Annotated in this window: 12 protein-coding genes; 9 read left to right on the top strand and 3 right to left on the bottom strand. The window is 70.4% G+C overall.

Annotated features, from left to right (window positions below; translation table 11 throughout):
- Nucleotides 1-88: 88 nt before the first annotated feature.
- The 6 genes from AC3A46_RS06895 (at nucleotide 89) to AC3A46_RS06870 (ending at nucleotide 8,008) form a co-directional block, all read left to right on the top strand.
- Complete coding sequence (locus AC3A46_RS06895) at nucleotides 89-1,819, top strand: cation:proton antiporter (RefSeq protein ID WP_487664461.1); 1,731 nt, start codon at nucleotides 89-91, stop codon at nucleotides 1,817-1,819.
- Nucleotides 1,820-1,940: 121 nt separating this feature from the next.
- Complete coding sequence (locus AC3A46_RS06890; RefSeq protein ID WP_487664460.1) at nucleotides 1,941-2,432, top strand: heme-degrading domain-containing protein; 492 nt, start codon at nucleotides 1,941-1,943, stop codon at nucleotides 2,430-2,432.
- Between the two features lie 108 nt (nucleotides 2,433-2,540).
- Nucleotides 2,541-3,488 (top strand): SDR family oxidoreductase, encoded by a 948-nt coding sequence (locus AC3A46_RS06885; RefSeq protein WP_487664459.1) that lies wholly within the window; start codon nucleotides 2,541-2,543, stop codon nucleotides 3,486-3,488.
- A 42-nt stretch (nucleotides 3,489-3,530) separates the two neighbouring features.
- Nucleotides 3,531-4,394, top strand: coding sequence for a helix-turn-helix transcriptional regulator (locus tag AC3A46_RS06880; RefSeq protein ID WP_487664458.1), 864 nt, complete (start codon nucleotides 3,531-3,533; stop codon nucleotides 4,392-4,394).
- 123 nt (nucleotides 4,395-4,517) lie between these two features.
- Complete coding sequence (locus AC3A46_RS06875; RefSeq protein ID WP_487664457.1) at nucleotides 4,518-6,710, top strand: glycosyltransferase; 2,193 nt, start codon at nucleotides 4,518-4,520, stop codon at nucleotides 6,708-6,710.
- The gene (locus AC3A46_RS06870) at nucleotides 6,707-8,008 is read left to right on the top strand and encodes a glycosyltransferase (protein ID WP_487664456.1); all 1,302 of its coding nucleotides are present in this window, start codon (nucleotides 6,707-6,709) and stop codon (nucleotides 8,006-8,008) included. The genes AC3A46_RS06875 and AC3A46_RS06870 overlap by 4 nt, the downstream gene beginning before the upstream one ends.
- Before the next feature lies 1 nt (nucleotide 8,009).
- Here AC3A46_RS06870 and AC3A46_RS06865 read toward each other — a convergent pair whose 3' ends face one another.
- Together AC3A46_RS06865 and AC3A46_RS06860 are read right to left on the bottom strand one after the other, a co-directional pair.
- Nucleotides 8,010-8,903, bottom strand: coding sequence for an aldo/keto reductase (locus AC3A46_RS06865; RefSeq protein WP_487664455.1), 894 nt, complete (start codon nucleotides 8,901-8,903; stop codon nucleotides 8,010-8,012).
- Nucleotides 8,904-9,175: 272 nt separating this feature from the next.
- A complete protein-coding gene (locus AC3A46_RS06860; RefSeq protein WP_487664454.1) occupies nucleotides 9,176-9,814 on the bottom strand; it encodes a Rid family hydrolase in 639 nt (212 codons plus the stop codon).
- 305 nt (nucleotides 9,815-10,119) lie between these two features.
- On the opposite strand from AC3A46_RS06860, the gene AC3A46_RS06855 reads away from it, so the two are divergent.
- Nucleotides 10,120-11,727, top strand: a complete 1,608-nt coding sequence (locus tag AC3A46_RS06855; protein WP_487664453.1) for a flavin monoamine oxidase family protein — start codon at nucleotides 10,120-10,122, stop codon at nucleotides 11,725-11,727.
- A gap of 81 nt (nucleotides 11,728-11,808) precedes the next feature.
- Here AC3A46_RS06855 and AC3A46_RS06850 read toward each other — a convergent pair whose 3' ends face one another.
- Nucleotides 11,809-12,798, bottom strand: coding sequence for an NADP-dependent oxidoreductase (locus tag AC3A46_RS06850; protein ID WP_487664452.1), 990 nt, complete (start codon nucleotides 12,796-12,798; stop codon nucleotides 11,809-11,811).
- 233 nt (nucleotides 12,799-13,031) lie between these two features.
- On the opposite strand from AC3A46_RS06850, the gene AC3A46_RS06845 reads away from it, so the two are divergent.
- On the top strand, nucleotides 13,032-13,439 hold the full coding sequence (locus AC3A46_RS06845) for a DUF4383 domain-containing protein (RefSeq protein WP_487664451.1): 408 nt from the start codon (nucleotides 13,032-13,034) through the stop codon (nucleotides 13,437-13,439).
- Complete coding sequence (locus AC3A46_RS06840) at nucleotides 13,436-13,969, top strand: hypothetical protein (RefSeq protein ID WP_487664450.1); 534 nt, start codon at nucleotides 13,436-13,438, stop codon at nucleotides 13,967-13,969. Before AC3A46_RS06845 ends, AC3A46_RS06840 begins: the two co-directional genes overlap by 4 nt.
- Nucleotides 13,970-13,983 lie beyond the last annotated feature (14 nt).

The following is a 13,983-nucleotide window of genomic DNA, read 5'->3' as shown; positions in this document are numbered from 1 at the left end:
CACCACCCACAAGCGCAGCATCCGTCCCCTCGCTCACCCATCGGCACACGACCCCTCGAACCGGACAGTCGCTCAATAGGCTGAGCCCATGGAGCTGGGGATCTACGCGGTCATCGCCGTGGCGGTCATCGTGGCGGTCGCCGCGTTCTCCCAGAAGCTCGGGGTGGCGGCGCCGATCATCCTCGTGGTCGTGGGGGTGGGGCTGTCGTATCTGCCGGGCGTGCCCGACATCGAGGTGCCGCACGAGATCATCCTCGACGGGGTTCTGCCGCCGATCCTGTACGCTGCCGCGATCAGTGTGCCGATCACCGACTTCCGCCGGAACGTGGGGTCGATCGCGAGCCTGTCCGTCGTGCTGGTGATCGTGACCGCGTTCGCCGCGGGCTTCCTGCTGTTCTCGCTGCTGCCGGACCTCAACCTCGCGGCCGCCATCGCACTCGGAGCGGTCATCAGCCCGCCCGACGCAGTGGCGGCGACCTCGATCGGCCGGCGCCTCGGCCTTCCGCCGCGGCTGCTCACCGTGCTCGAGGGCGAGGGCCTCCTCAACGACGCGACGGCGCTGGTGCTGCTGCGCTCGGCTGTCGCGGCCGCGGCGGTGGGCGGTCTCACGACGCCGTGGGCGGGAGTCGTCGATTTCGTCTACGCCGTCGTCGTCGCGGTCGTGATCGGCCTCGTCGCCGGATACGTCACCGTGTTCGTGCGCTCCAAGCTCAGCGATCCCGTACTCGACACGGCGCTGTCGATCGCGGTCCCGTTCGTCGCTTTCGCCCCGGCGGAGGCGCTCGGCGCGTCCGGCGTGATGGCGGTCGTCGTCGCCGGCCTCTACACCGGCCACGCGGCCCCCACCAAGTTCAGCGCGCAGGCGAGGATCAGCGACCGCATCAACTGGCGCACGATCCAGTTCCTCCTCGAGAACGGCGTGTTCCTGCTCATCGGCCTCGAGATCCGCACGCTGGTGGATCACGTCGACCCGACGGTTCTCAGCGCCGGCGACGCGATCCTCATCGGCCTGCTCGCGACCGCGGCCCTCATCGTGATCCGGTTCCTCTGGATCGGACCGATGGTCTACGCGCTCGGCAAGCGCGAGGAGCGTACCGAGAAGCGGACGTACCACGCGCTTCTCGCCCTGTACTACTACCGGAGTCACCCGGTCAGCACGGCGCGGCAGGCCCGCACCCGGGATCGCCTCGAGCGCGACTACGAGCGCCGGCGTGCCGACCTCGAGCAGCAGCGCCAGGAGCACATCGACTGGCGCGGCGGGATCGTGCTGGGCTGGTCGGGCATGCGCGGCGTGGTGACGCTCGCCGCCGCGCAGTCGCTGCCCGAGAACACCCCGTACCGGTCGCAGCTGATCCTCATCGCGTTCACCGTCGCGGTGGTGAGCATCGTCGTGCAGGGCGGCACGCTGCCGTGGCTCATCCGATTGCTCAACGTGCAGGGCATCGATGCTCAAGAGGACCGCAGGGAGCTCGCGTCGCTCCTCGAAGACATCAGCAACGTCGGCCTCGAGACACTGAACGAGATCGAGACGGATGCTGCCACCACCGCCCCGATAGACCCCGATGTCATCGAACGCGTGAGGCGGGCCTCCTTCCTCAGCACCGAGGCCGCCTGGGAGCGCGCACGCGTGGTGCGCAAACCCGGCGAGATGCCGCATCAGCGGTACCGCGAGCTGCGCCTCGCCGTCGTCGATGCGGAGCGCGAGCGCCTGCTGGAGCTGCGTGCCCAAGGCGTCTACTCCTCACGCGTGCTCGCCGAGGCGCAGGCCATGCTCGACCTCGAGGAGACCCGCCTGTCACGCCATTCCGGCGACCACTGACGTGCTTCCCACTCTGGATAACCTCGAAGAGACCCGGCGCGCGACGGCCTGGGGAGGAATCGGCGCCGCGGCCCCACGACGCTGAGCCGCCACCGCCCCGCCCAGCGGGTACGTTCGTCCCATGACCGACGACATCGCCGCCCTGCTCGCCCGCGTCGAAGCCGACGAAGCCGAGGTGATCCTCCCGCGCTTCGATGTGACGGATGCCTGGGCCCTCGGCTCCCGCATGCGCGAGGAGGCGGCGGCCCTCGGCCTGCCGATCGTGATCGGCATCTCGCTCGGCGAGGCGCGGGTGTTCCACGCCGCGCTGCCGGGATCGAGCGCCGACAACGACGGCTGGCTGGAGCGCAAGACGCGCGTCGCCCGCCGCTACGGCCGTTCCTCGTACGGAGTGGGCCTCGCCTTCCGCGCCGCCGGCGGGGACTTCGACACCGACGGCCGCCTCGACACCACCCGGTACGCGGCGCATGGCGGGGTGTTCCCGATCTCGATCGATGGCGTCGGCGTCGTCGGCACCGTCGGCGTCTCGGGCCTCCCGCAGGCCGACGACCACGCGTTCGTCGTCGAGCACCTGCGCGCCTGGCTCGCCGACATCTCGCGCGCCGACGCGTGACGAACTGCGGGCGATATCCACGGACCCCCGATCCCTGGATGACCGCGCCCTGAATCCGCGCCGCCCCCGCGTCCAGCATGAGAAGCACCACCCACACAGGAGCCCCTCATGCCCAAGCCTCTCGACATCCCCGTTCCCGACCTCACCGGCAAGCTCGCCCTCGTCACCGGCGCGAGCGACGGCGTCGGACTCGAGATCGCCGCGCGCCTCGCGCGCGCCGGTGCCGACGTCCTCATGCCCGTCCGCAATCTTCAGAAGGGTCAGGCCGCAGCAACCCGCATCCGCCGTCAGACCGGAGCCGGCAGCATCCGTGTGCTCCCCCTCGACCTCGCCTCGCTCGACTCCGTCGGAACTCTCGCCGCGCAGCTGAACGACGAAGGCCGCCCGATCGACCTGCTCATCGCGAACGCCGGCGTGATGACCCCGCCGACCCGCCAGGTCACCGTCGACGGGTTCGAGCTGCAGCTCGCGACGAACCATCTCGGCCACTTCGCGCTCGTCGCCGAGCTGCTTCCGCTGCTCGTCGAGGCGAAGGCGCACGTCACCAGCCAGGTGAGCATCGCCGCCGATCAGGGCGCCGTGAACGGGGACGACCCGAACTGGGAGCACGGCTACGACCCGATGAAGGCGTACAGCTCGTCGAAGATCGCGCTCGGCCTGTTCGCGATGCAGCTGCAGCGGAGATCGGATGCTGCGGGCTGGGGCATCCGCAGCACCCTCTCGCATCCCGGCATCACGCCGACGAATCTGCTCGCCGCGCAGCCGGGCATGGGGCGGTCCACCGATACGACCGCGGTGAAGTTCATCCGGGCGATGTCACGCCGCGGCCTCCTGTTCGGCACGCCCGCGTCGGCGGCGCTGTCGGCGGTGTACGCGGCCACGAGCCCCGCCGCCCGCGGCGGCCACCTCTACGGGCCGAAGGGGTTCCGCCATCTGCGCGGGCTGCCCGCGGAGCAGCCGCTGTACTCGCGCCTGCGCAGCGAGGCCGACGCCCGGCGCGTGTGGGAGCTCTCCGAGCAGCTCACCGGCGTGCGGGTGGCGACCCCCGGTCGGTGACCGGGCGAAGCGAGACCGAACGCCCTGGATGAGGAGTGACGGATGCCGCAGACTCAGGTGATGGACAGAGCACAGCTGGCCGACTTCCTGCGTCGCCGCCGCGAGGCGCTGCAGCCCGAGGACGTCGGACTGCGCCGCGGGTCTCGGCGCCGCACGACAGGGCTTCGGCGCGAGGAGGTCGCGGTGCTCTGCGACATGTCGACCGACTACTACAGCCGGCTCGAACAGGCCCGCGGCCCGCAGCCGTCGGAGCAGATGCTCGCCGCGATCGCCCGCGGGCTGCGGCTCACGCTCGACGAGCGGGACCACCTGTTCCGGCTCGCCGGTCACACGGCACCGGCGCGGGCACTGCGCAGCGAGCACGTCTCGCCCGGCCTCATGCGCATCCTCGACCGCCTCGCCGACACTCCCGCGCAGGTGATGACCGAGCTCGGCGAGACGCTCGCGCAGACCCCGGCCGCCCGCGCGCTGTTCGGCGACGAGACGCGCTTCGAGGGGTTCGCGCGCAGCGTCGGCTACCGCTGGTTCACCGATCCGTCGGCGCGCACCGTGTACCCGGCCGAGGACCACCCGATGCATTCGCGCGCGTTCGCCGCAGAGATCCGCACCGCCTACGCGAAGTTCGGCGCCGACTCCCGCGCCGGCGGGATGGTGTCGTCGCTGCTGCAGGAGAGCCCCGAGTTCGCCGCGCTCTGGGCAGAGCACGAGGTGCGCTCGACCCACGCGCGCGAGAAGCGGCTGCAGCACCCCGAGGTCGGTGTGATGGACATGCAGTGCCAGTTCCTCATCGACCCGGAGCAGGGGCAGACCCTCCTCGTGCTCACCGCGACGCCCGGCACCCCGAGCTCCGAGCGCCTGCAGCTGCTCTCCGTGATCGGCACGCAGGAGATCGCCGCCGGCCGATGAGGTGGCGCCGGTCGCCGGGTTCCCTGCACCGGCCCGTCCATCTTGTCAAGCACCCGTGCGCGTCCTCGTGGAGGCATAGCCTTTCGACAGCACGGGCGCCCCGTGCGGTGAGTGAGGTGGAACGTGGGCGTGCAGACCGCGATGGACGACGTTCTCGACGCCCCGACGATCGTCAAGGCGCTGCTCGCCGCCGACGATCTCGCCTTCGAAGCCGGCCGCGACCCCAGCGTACGAACTCTGCGGGTGCTGTCGACGGCGCTCGCCGGCACCGACGACATCTCCGCCATCGCGGCGGTGCACGCGCTGGCGGAGATGCACGACGACGAAGCGCAGCGGCAGCTCGCCGGCCTGCTGTCGGACGAGCGGCCGTTCATCCGGGAGCATGCCGCCTGGGCGCTCGGCCAGAGTCTGCCCCGCCCGGAAGCCGTGGGACGCCTGCTCGCGCTGGTCGCCGCCGGCGGGTTCACAGGCATGCTGGCTCAGCACACCATCGAGAGGTGGTCAGGCCACGCGAGCGACACGATCGCGATCGGCATCGAGGCAGCACTGCTGGGATTCACGGATGCCGCGCCCCGAGCAGCGCTCGTCGAAACCCTCGGGCTCGTGACACAACCGGTCGCTGCACGCCTGCTGCGCGAAGTTGCGTCGGACCCCGCCGAGCACGATGCTGTGCGCGCGACCGCGATCGCCGCACTCGGGCAGCGCCGCGACACCGCGGGCCTCGAGGAGGAGCTCGGTGCACTCCTGGCAACCGGCGGTCCTCTCGCTCCGATCGCTCGCCTCGCGCTGATCGATCTCGACCCCCTCCCCGGCGCGAGCACCGCTCCGCCCGCATTCCGCCGTTCGCTCCCGGACCGGACGCCGCGAGCGCTCACGGTCGCGCAGCTCTTCCTGCATGCCGACATCGACCCCGCGCTCTCGGCAGCCGGAGCAGGTGACAACGGCGGAATCGCGACTCTGCTGGTGCGCCTCGGCGATGCGCTGATCGCGACCGACGACAGCCCGGTCACGCGTGTCCTCACTCTGTCTCGCGGCCGGCCCGGGCAGAGCACCGTCGATCTGCTCCAGCTCGCCGGCACGGGGACCGGCCACCTCTACGGGCACATCCCTCTCCCCGATACGCCGGCGGCGTCCGCGGCCGCGTGGCCGTACCGGGTCGCTGCGCGGCGCGGCATTCGTCGCATCCTCCGCGCCGCGGGCGACGTCGACGTCCTGCACCTGCGCATGGCCGACGTGGGAAGCCTGGCGGCCGCGGACGTCGCCCGGGAGCTCGGCATCCCGACGATCTTCACCGTCGCGCCGGATCCGCACAGCGTGATCCACTCGCTGCAGGAATCCGGCGCCCTCACGCGGGCGAGGTTCGGTGAGGCCGACCTTCGCGAGCACTTCTGGTTCCGGGTCCGACTGGTCAAGGAGCTCGCCGCATCGGCGTCTCACACCGTGTTCTTTCCGCGCCCGAACCTCGTCGACGAGATGCGGGAACTCGTGGGAATCGACATGACGTCGCGCAGCGAGCGGCACACCGTCGTCGCGGAGGGGGTCGATCTCGCGGTCACCGACAGGGCGGTCGCCCAGGCGCGGGCAGCGACCGGCGCGGATGCGACGCCGGCACACGATGCGTTCGCCGAACTCGAGGCGCTGCTCGGCTCCCTCGACGCCGATCGCCGGGGGCTGCCACTGCTCGTCTCGGCAGGGCGACTGCACCGAGTGAAGGGCATGGCCTCCCTCGTCGAGACGTGGGCCGGATCGCCCCTCGCCGACCGCGCGAACCTGCTGATCATCGGAGGCGACCTCGAGAATCCGTCGCGGGATGAGCAGGGCGAGCTGGATCGCATAGCCGCCGCGGTACCCCCGCACGAACGCGCGCGCCGCGGGCTGATTCTTCCCGGTCATCGCCCCAACGACGTCGCCGCACGCTGGATGGCGGCGGCGAGATTCGGGATGCCGCGGCTCGCGGCCGTCGGCGGCGTGTACGTGTGCGCCAGCTTGAAGGAGGAGTTCGGCCTCGCGGTGCTCGAGGCGATGGCCACAGGTCTCGTGGTGGTCGCACCCGACGGCGGCGGGCCGGCGACCTACGTGGACCACGGCGACACCGGATTCCTCACGGCGACGTGGGACGCCGACCGTCTCGCCCACGCCATCGCGTCGGCCCTCGACCGAGCAGCCGACGCCGACGAGGACCGCGCGGTGCGAGCACGCGAGGTCGTCGCATCGAAGTTCACGATCCAGGCGATGGCTGCCACCCTCGGCCCGATCTACGCCTCGGTCGTCGCGCAGGAGGCCGAGTTCGCGCAGGCGACGAGGCAGCCCGCATGACGCTCCTGGTCATCAGTCCCGACTACGCCTCGCACCTGCTGCCGCTCGCGACGCTCGCCACCGCGTGGCGCGATGCCGGGGAGCGCGTCGTCGTCGCCACCGGTTCGGCGACGGCGCCGATCGTCGCCGACTTCGGCCTCGAGCGCGTCGACCTGCCCCTGAGCAGAGGGGCGAACGCGGGGGTGATGCGCACGCGAGAGCAGCAGACGGCGGAGGCGGCATCTCTGGAGCGCTTCTTCGACGCCACCCGCCGCGGGATGATTCCCACCCTGATGTACCAGGCCCGCGAGCGCCTGACCGACCTGATGTGGCAGGCCGAAGAGCGGGCGCGAGCGACGCTCGAGGTCGTCGATCGGGTGCGCCCGGATGCCATCCTCGTCGACCACCTCGCTTTCAGCGCCCGCCTCGCGCTGCACACCGCCGGCATCGACTACGCGGATGTGGTGCTCGGCCATCCGTCCGCGCTGCCCGTGAAAGGCGAGGTCTACGGCTTTCCGCCGGCCTGGCCACGCGCGTTCGACCCCGGCCCCGCCGAGCTCGCGCAGCTGCGCCGACTCTGCGTCGAAGTGTCCGACCGCTTCGCGCATCAGTGGAACACCGCGGCTCGGTCGCTCGATCCGCAAGCCGCCGAGGTCGCCGATGCGTTCGCCCTCCACGGCGACGTCGTGCTGTACAACTACCCCGGCCTTCTGGCGGACGACGGACGGATGCTGCCGCCCCACGTCTTCCTCGGCTCGACGCGCCGCGACGAGCGCGACGATCCCGAGATCGACGAGTTCCTTCGCGACGTCACGCCGTTCGTCTACGTCAGTTTCGGCAGCTTCCTGTCGGTGCGGGGCGATGTGCTGGCGCGCGTGGCGGCGGCGATCGCGCGGACGGGGCTGCGCGCGGCGATCGCGATCGGCTCGACTCCGGCGAGCGCTCTCGGGCCGGTTCCGGAAGGCTGGCTGGTGCGCGAATACGTGCCGCAGGTGCGCCTGCTCGGCCGCGCGGCCGCCGCGGTCACCCACGGCGGCAACAACTCCGTGACCGAGTCGGTCGGGCAGGGTGTGCCCGTTCTCGTGCTTCCGTTCTCGACGGACCAGTTCGCCGGCGCCGCCGCGGTCGAGCGCTCCGGCACCGGCTTGGCCCTTGCGCCGAACACCGCGACCGATCACGAGCTCAGCGAGGCGATCGCTGCTCTCGCTGATCCCACATGGCCGGGCCGCGAGGCGCTCCGCACAGAGGCAGCCGCGCAGCACGAGCGCCCTGGGCCGACCCTGGCCTTCGCCGCTCTGGCCGCCTCTCCCGCCGGGTGAGTCAGTCCTCGAAGATCCCCACCGACTCCGACAGCCGCGTGACCTCGTCCGCGCTGAGCTCGAGGTTCGCCGCCTGCGCCGAGTCGGTGATGGATGCGGCGCGGCGAGCTCCCGGAATCGGTATGACGTGCGAGCCCAGCGCCAGTTCCCACGCGAGCACCGCCTGCTGCGGGCTCACGCCATGATCCTCGCCGACCTCGCGGAACGCCGAGAACCGGTCGCCGACCCGGCGCGCTCCCCCGCCCGTGCCGCCCAGCGGGCTCCACGGCAGGAACGCGATGCCGTGCTTCTCGCAGAAGCGCAGCTCGTCGATGCTTCCCGGATGCTTCGGCGAGAACTCGTTCTGCACGCTCGCGAGGTTGCCCTCGCCGAGCACGTCGATGGCGATCTGGATCTCTTCGACGCTCGCGTTCGAGATGCCGACCGCGCGGATGAGGCCGTCGTCCTGCATGGCCTTCAACCCGGCGATGATGTCGCCGTAGACGAGCCAGCGGTCAGGGCGGTGGTACTGGTACAGCTCGATCTGCTCGACGCCGAGGATGTCGAGCGACTTCTCGGCCGCCGACCGCAGGTACGCCTCTGACCCGTCGCGTCCCTTCGAGCCGTCCGCGCCGAGCGTGATCCCACCCTTGGTCGCCACGAAGATGCTCGACGCATCGCCGTCCCACGTGCGCAGCGCTTCGGCGACGATGCGCTCGTTGTGCCCCATCTCCTCGCCGTCCGGCGCGTAGATGTCGGCGGTGTCGATGAGCGTGACGCCGGCGTCCAGCGCCGCGTGCACGGTGGCGACCGCGTCGTCGAACGACGGGTACACCTTGTCGTTGTTCATGGACAGCGGCATGGCCCCGAGCCCGATCGCCGAAACCTGCCGCCCTGCCAGCGTGCGCTGCTTCATCGCATCTCCTTCTCGCATAGCCCCAGCCTGCCACTCCCCGCCTCCCGGTCGTTGAGCGAGCGAAGCGAGTCGAAACGCCCCGCACCGACGAGCAACCTCGGCCCGCAGCATCCGTTCCTCCCTGCGTGCCCGGGCCAGCATGCCGGGGGCGGCGGACAGCCCGCCCCCGGCAGCCGGTCACCGAGTGAGCGATGAACGAGACGAAGGGCCCCTCGCGTGCCGTTCAGCTCACGCGATCACACCGGCCGCAGCCGGCACAGCGCGCCGTGGGTTCACTCGGAATAGACGGCGTCGACCTCCACCTCGACCAGCCATCCGTTCACGGGCAGGTTCTCGACCTCGATCGTGAACCGGGACGGACGCGCGGGGTTCACGACCTTCGGCGCACCGACCGTGGTGCCCAGCTGAACCTGCAGCGGCTCCCCGGTGGCCAGGTTCGTGTTCGCGAAGAACTGACGGTAGCCGCGGTTCCACCCGGCGAAGTCCGCCGCCTGCTCGCCGGCGGGGTTCTGAAGGAACACGCGCATCGAGGTCACGTCCTCATACGACAGGCCCGCCTTCTTCAGGTTCTCGCCGATCCTCATCAGGACGTTGATCGACTGCGCCTCGGTGATCGTGACGCCCGCGGGCAGCACACCGCCGGGGAACACGTCACCGGGGATGTAACGGGCCTCGGCCGATACGCCGGAAGCGGTGTTGAGAGCGGAGGGCCCGAGGCCCGAGGACTTGTACCACGCGACATTCTTGCCGATCGCCACGCCGTCGGCGATCGACGGAGTGTCACCGGTGACGAAGGTGAAGGCCTCCGTCGGCTTCGGACTGAACAGCCCTTCGGCGGCCACCGCAGTGCCGGGGACGGCGATTCCCGCGGTGATGGCCACGGCGAGTACGAGCTTGGTGCGGGTCTTCATGGGGTCGTCTCCTCGGATTCCAGGCAAGGAACCAGCCGTGCCGGCGCCTGCGTCATGGCGCTGAAGCCTCGCACTCACTTGTTTCCCATGGATGTCACCGGAAAGTCCCCAAGGTGACAGGACCTGAGACATTCCGGCGGCGTGGTGACATGCCCGAACCACCGGCGTTTACATCGCTGCAACGCGAGGAAATGGCCGCGATTCACCGGAGTGACATATTGCCCACGGGTGCACATGAAGCGCTGATCATGCCTCGCAGGGCGGCTGTCGTCGCGGGGCGGTGCGCGAGATCGAGAGGGCAATACGTGGAAACTCTGAAAACGGCCGGCGTCTCCCGCCGCAGCTTTCTGCACGCCGTAGGTGCAGGCTCCAGCGCCGGCGTGCTCTTGGCGACGATGGGAGCGCTCGGCCTCGCGCCGACCGAGGCCCAGGCCGCCCAGATGGCGTGGACGCCGCCCAGCGGAAGCGATTTCTCCCTGACGGGGCGCTCTTCGAAGAAGGTCGTCATCGTGGGAGGGGGCCCGGCGGGGCTCGCGTCCGCGTACGAACTCCACAAGGCGGGCTACAAGGTCACGGTTCTCGAGGCGCGCCACCGTGCGGGTGGGCGGACTCTCACCCTACGGCCGGGCGACAAAGAGACCGACCTCGACGGCAACACGCAGACGGCGAACTGGGACAACGGCATCTACATGAATGCCGGCGCAGGACGCATCGCGCAGTGGATGGTCACCATGGATTACATCCGCGAGCTCGGCGTGCCCTTCGAGGTCTTCACCAACGCGAACGCCGACGCCTACCTCTACAACGAGAACTCCGGCTCGACTCCGGGAAATCCGACCCGCTACCGCACCGCCAAGGCCGACTGGTTCGGCTACACCTCCGAGCTCCTCCGGCATGCCACCGATCAGGGTGCACTCGACCAGAAGATCACGGCGACCGACAAGGAGCGGCTGCGTGACTTCCTCAGCCGCTGGGGCTCTCTCCAGGCTGACGGCACCTACAAGGGCGGTTCCAACCGCGGCTACTCCGTCTACCCGTCCGCCTGGAACGAGCACGGGACTCCCCTGCCCGGCCCTGGCACGATCTCGGAGGTTCTCGGCACGAGGATGGGCAACTACTTCCCGTTCGAGATCAACTGGGAGCAGGCGATGCTGATGTTCCAGCCGAAGGGGGGCATGGACTCGATCTACGACTACTTCGTGAAGGCGATAGGCAAGCAGAACGTGCTCCTGCAGTCCCCGGTCACCGGCATCGAGAACACGGCGTCGGGGGTGTCCGTGACGTACCAGCCGCCGAACGGACCGGCGCGTGTCATCGACGCGGACTTCGCGATCGTGAGCGCGCCGGCGCACCTCATGCGGAAGTGGAAATCGAACTGGGGATCCGAGATCGACTCTGCGCTCGGTGAGTTCTCGGCCGCGTCGCCGGCGGGCAAGATCGGGCTGCAGTACCGCTCGCGGTGGTGGGAGAACGACCACCGCATCTACGGCGGGATCACCGAGACGGACATGGACCTGCAGCACGTCTGGTACCCGTCGTACGGGTACGGCGAGAAGAAGGGTCTCGTCGTCGGCTACTACAACACCGGCAACGCCGCTCGCACCTACGCGACGCTGAGCCCACGCGAACGCGAGGCCCGTGCGGTGGCGCAGGGTGTGAAGATCCACGGCGAGAAGTACCGCACCGAGCTCGAGCAGTCCTTCTCGATCGCGTGGCACAGAGTGCCCTACATCGAGGGGGCGTGGGCGTTCCCCAACACGAGCTCAGCGGGCTTCAAGAAGCTCCAGACCGGCGCCGGCAACGTGTACTTCGCGGGTGACTGGATGTCGGAGATCTCCGCTTGGCAGCACGGCGCATTCTGGTCGGCGCGCTACGCGGTGCAGGCTCTTCACGCCCGAGTCATGGCGGGCTGATCCCACCCCTCGCGCGGGGGACTCAGGCGGTCCTGAGATCGTCTGAGTCCCCCGCTCGGTCGGCGCCATGAGGAGCCCGCGTCAGGGCATCCGCTCGAACACCTCCCGGGCTCGCAGCGTGCGCGCACGCGTGACCGGACGGGTGGCCAGGACGATCTTCCCGCGCGCGTGGAGCTTGGCCAGGTCTTCGAAGGCGTCCACGATGTCCTCGATCGGGTACAGGCCCGAGACGAGGAGGCGGAACGCCCCTGCGCCGGCGAGGTCCACCACGCGCTGCAGCACCTGCGTCGCATGCGAGACGGACTCGGCGTCGTCGCGGAGCAGCCGCAGCTCGACCTGGCGCCTGTCGGCGCTCGAGCGATAGCGCTCGGGAGGAACATCGAGGGCCTCCGCGACCTCCCGCCCGTCCTTGCCGAAGTTGTCGATGTACGCCGTGATCGGTCCGCCCGCGGCACGCCGGATCCGCTCGGCCATTCCCTCGCCGTACTTCACAGGCGTGATGCCCAGCTGCCGCAGGTAGTCGAAATTGCGCTCGCCGCACGTGCCGATCACACGGGCGCCGCGGTGCTTCGCGATCTGCGCCTCGATGCTGCCGACGCCCCCCGCCGCCGCGGAGATGACCACCGTGTCGGCGGGGCCGATCCGAAGGTCGTCGAGAGTCTCCAACGCGGTGGCGCCCGCGAGGAAGAGACCGCCGGCGACCTCCCACTCGATCGCGCCGTGCTTGGCAACGAGCTGGTCTGCCGGCACGACGATGTGGCTCGCGTGAGCGCCGGTGCGGGTGTGCCCGACGACGTCGGCGCCGACCCGGTACGTGGTCACGCCCGGGCCGCAGCCACGGACGATCCCCGCGAAGTCGCTGCCGGAGGACCGCGGCCACGGGTCGTCGTGCCAGGTGTCCTCCCTGCCGTTGCGCAGGAAGGCGTCCATATGGTTGATCGCCGTCGAGATCACCTCGACCAGCACCTCTCCCGGCCCGGGAGCCGGCATCGGGTACTGATGACGCTTGAGTACGTCAGCGTCGCCGTAGTGGGTGTAGCGGTAAGTGAATGCCTCCGTCGGTGCTCGCATCGCGATCCCCTCCTGCCGTTCGCTCGAGGCTCGTCATCGAGCCTCGAGGATGTATTCCGGCGGATGGGCGGTCATGGATGCAGTCGGCACCCCATCGGCCGTCGAGAGAGCGCATCGGGACGAATCGCCCCGATCAACGAGCTGCCCTGCGGCGCAGCATCCCATCCGATTCCGTCCCCGCCCCGAAGACCTTTCACAGCGCGGCAGATCGCCGCGGGAAAGAGAGGACTCTCATGGGCTCGTCACCGAACCGCATCGTCGCCACGGTCTTCGGCGCCGTCTACCTCCTCGTCGGCCTTCTCGGGTTCTTCGTCACCGGTCCCGTCAGCTTCATCGCGACCGAGGGCGGGCTGCTCCTGGGCATCTTCGAGGTCAACCCGCTGCACAACGTCGCCCACCTGCTCATCGGAGCGGCGCTCCTGATCGCCGGCATCGCCGGGGCACGCCCGGCCAAGATCGTGAACATCACGGTCGGCGCCGCGTACCTGCTGCTCGGAGTCGTCGGCTTCTTCCTCGTCGGCACGCCGGCGAACATCCTCGCGCTCAACGCGCCCGACCACTTCCTGCACCTCGCGAGCGCCATCGTGCTGCTCGGCGTCGGCCTGGCTGCCGAGCGGACATCGCGCGTCGCGACCGCATGACCGCCGCGACGAGGGAACCCACGACGGAGCGCGTCAGCCGCGCGCCGTCGTGGGTGCCGGTCGCCGCGTGGGGGTTCGGGCTCGTCGCGGTCGCGCTCGGCGCGGCGGCGATCGTGGCGGTGCAGGCCGACGCGCTGTCCCCGGTTCTCGGAGCACTCTCGGTCGGCGTGGGCCTGGGGGCACTCGGATGGGGTGCAGCGGGCCTCTGGCTCGACCGCACCCCGCTTCCGCGAGTGGCCGCCTCCGGCCTCTTCGTCGGCATGGGCGTCGCCGTCGCGCTGCTCGCGACCGCGCCGGGGCGCGCGAGCATCCTCGCGGTGGCGGTCCTGCTCGCGCTCGGCGTCGCCGCCGCCTGCGGGATTGTGCGGGGCACGCGGCACCCGTCCCCGCGGTCGAGCCTGTGGGGCCTGTTCACCGCGGCAGCACTGGTCACCGTCGTGGTGGTGCCCGCTCTCGGCGCCTGCCAGGGCGCGGCGCTCCTGAACGCGGACGGCACCGTTCTCCCCGTCATCACCCACGACGGACACTGAACGGGATGCCGCAT

This window comes from Microbacterium sp. Soil_C_42, from assembly GCF_057656735.1.
The sequence above is the reverse complement of the archived record's forward strand: the minus strand, read 5'-3'. Positions and strand labels throughout refer to the sequence as shown.

Bases quoted from the DNA above. Each gene is read 5' to 3' on its own strand.
- AC3A46_RS06895 (WP_487664461.1), top strand. From the start codon at position 89: ATGGAGCTGGGGATCTACGCGGTCATCGCCGTGGCGGTCATCGTGGCG.
- AC3A46_RS06850 (WP_487664452.1), bottom strand. From the start codon at position 12,798: ATGCGAGCACCGACGGAGGCATTCACTTACCGCTACACCCACTACGGC.
- AC3A46_RS06865 (WP_487664455.1), bottom strand. From the start codon at position 8,903: ATGAAGCAGCGCACGCTGGCAGGGCGGCAGGTTTCGGCGATCGGGCTC.
- AC3A46_RS06840 (WP_487664450.1), top strand. From the start codon at position 13,436: ATGACCGCCGCGACGAGGGAACCCACGACGGAGCGCGTCAGCCGCGCG.
- AC3A46_RS06890 (WP_487664460.1), top strand. From the start codon at position 1,941: ATGACCGACGACATCGCCGCCCTGCTCGCCCGCGTCGAAGCCGACGAA.
- AC3A46_RS06880 (WP_487664458.1), top strand. From the start codon at position 3,531: ATGCCGCAGACTCAGGTGATGGACAGAGCACAGCTGGCCGACTTCCTG.
- AC3A46_RS06885 (WP_487664459.1), top strand. From the start codon at position 2,541: ATGCCCAAGCCTCTCGACATCCCCGTTCCCGACCTCACCGGCAAGCTC.
- AC3A46_RS06860 (WP_487664454.1), bottom strand. From the start codon at position 9,814: ATGAAGACCCGCACCAAGCTCGTACTCGCCGTGGCCATCACCGCGGGA.
- AC3A46_RS06845 (WP_487664451.1), top strand. From the start codon at position 13,032: ATGGGCTCGTCACCGAACCGCATCGTCGCCACGGTCTTCGGCGCCGTC.
- AC3A46_RS06870 (WP_487664456.1), top strand. From the start codon at position 6,707: ATGACGCTCCTGGTCATCAGTCCCGACTACGCCTCGCACCTGCTGCCG.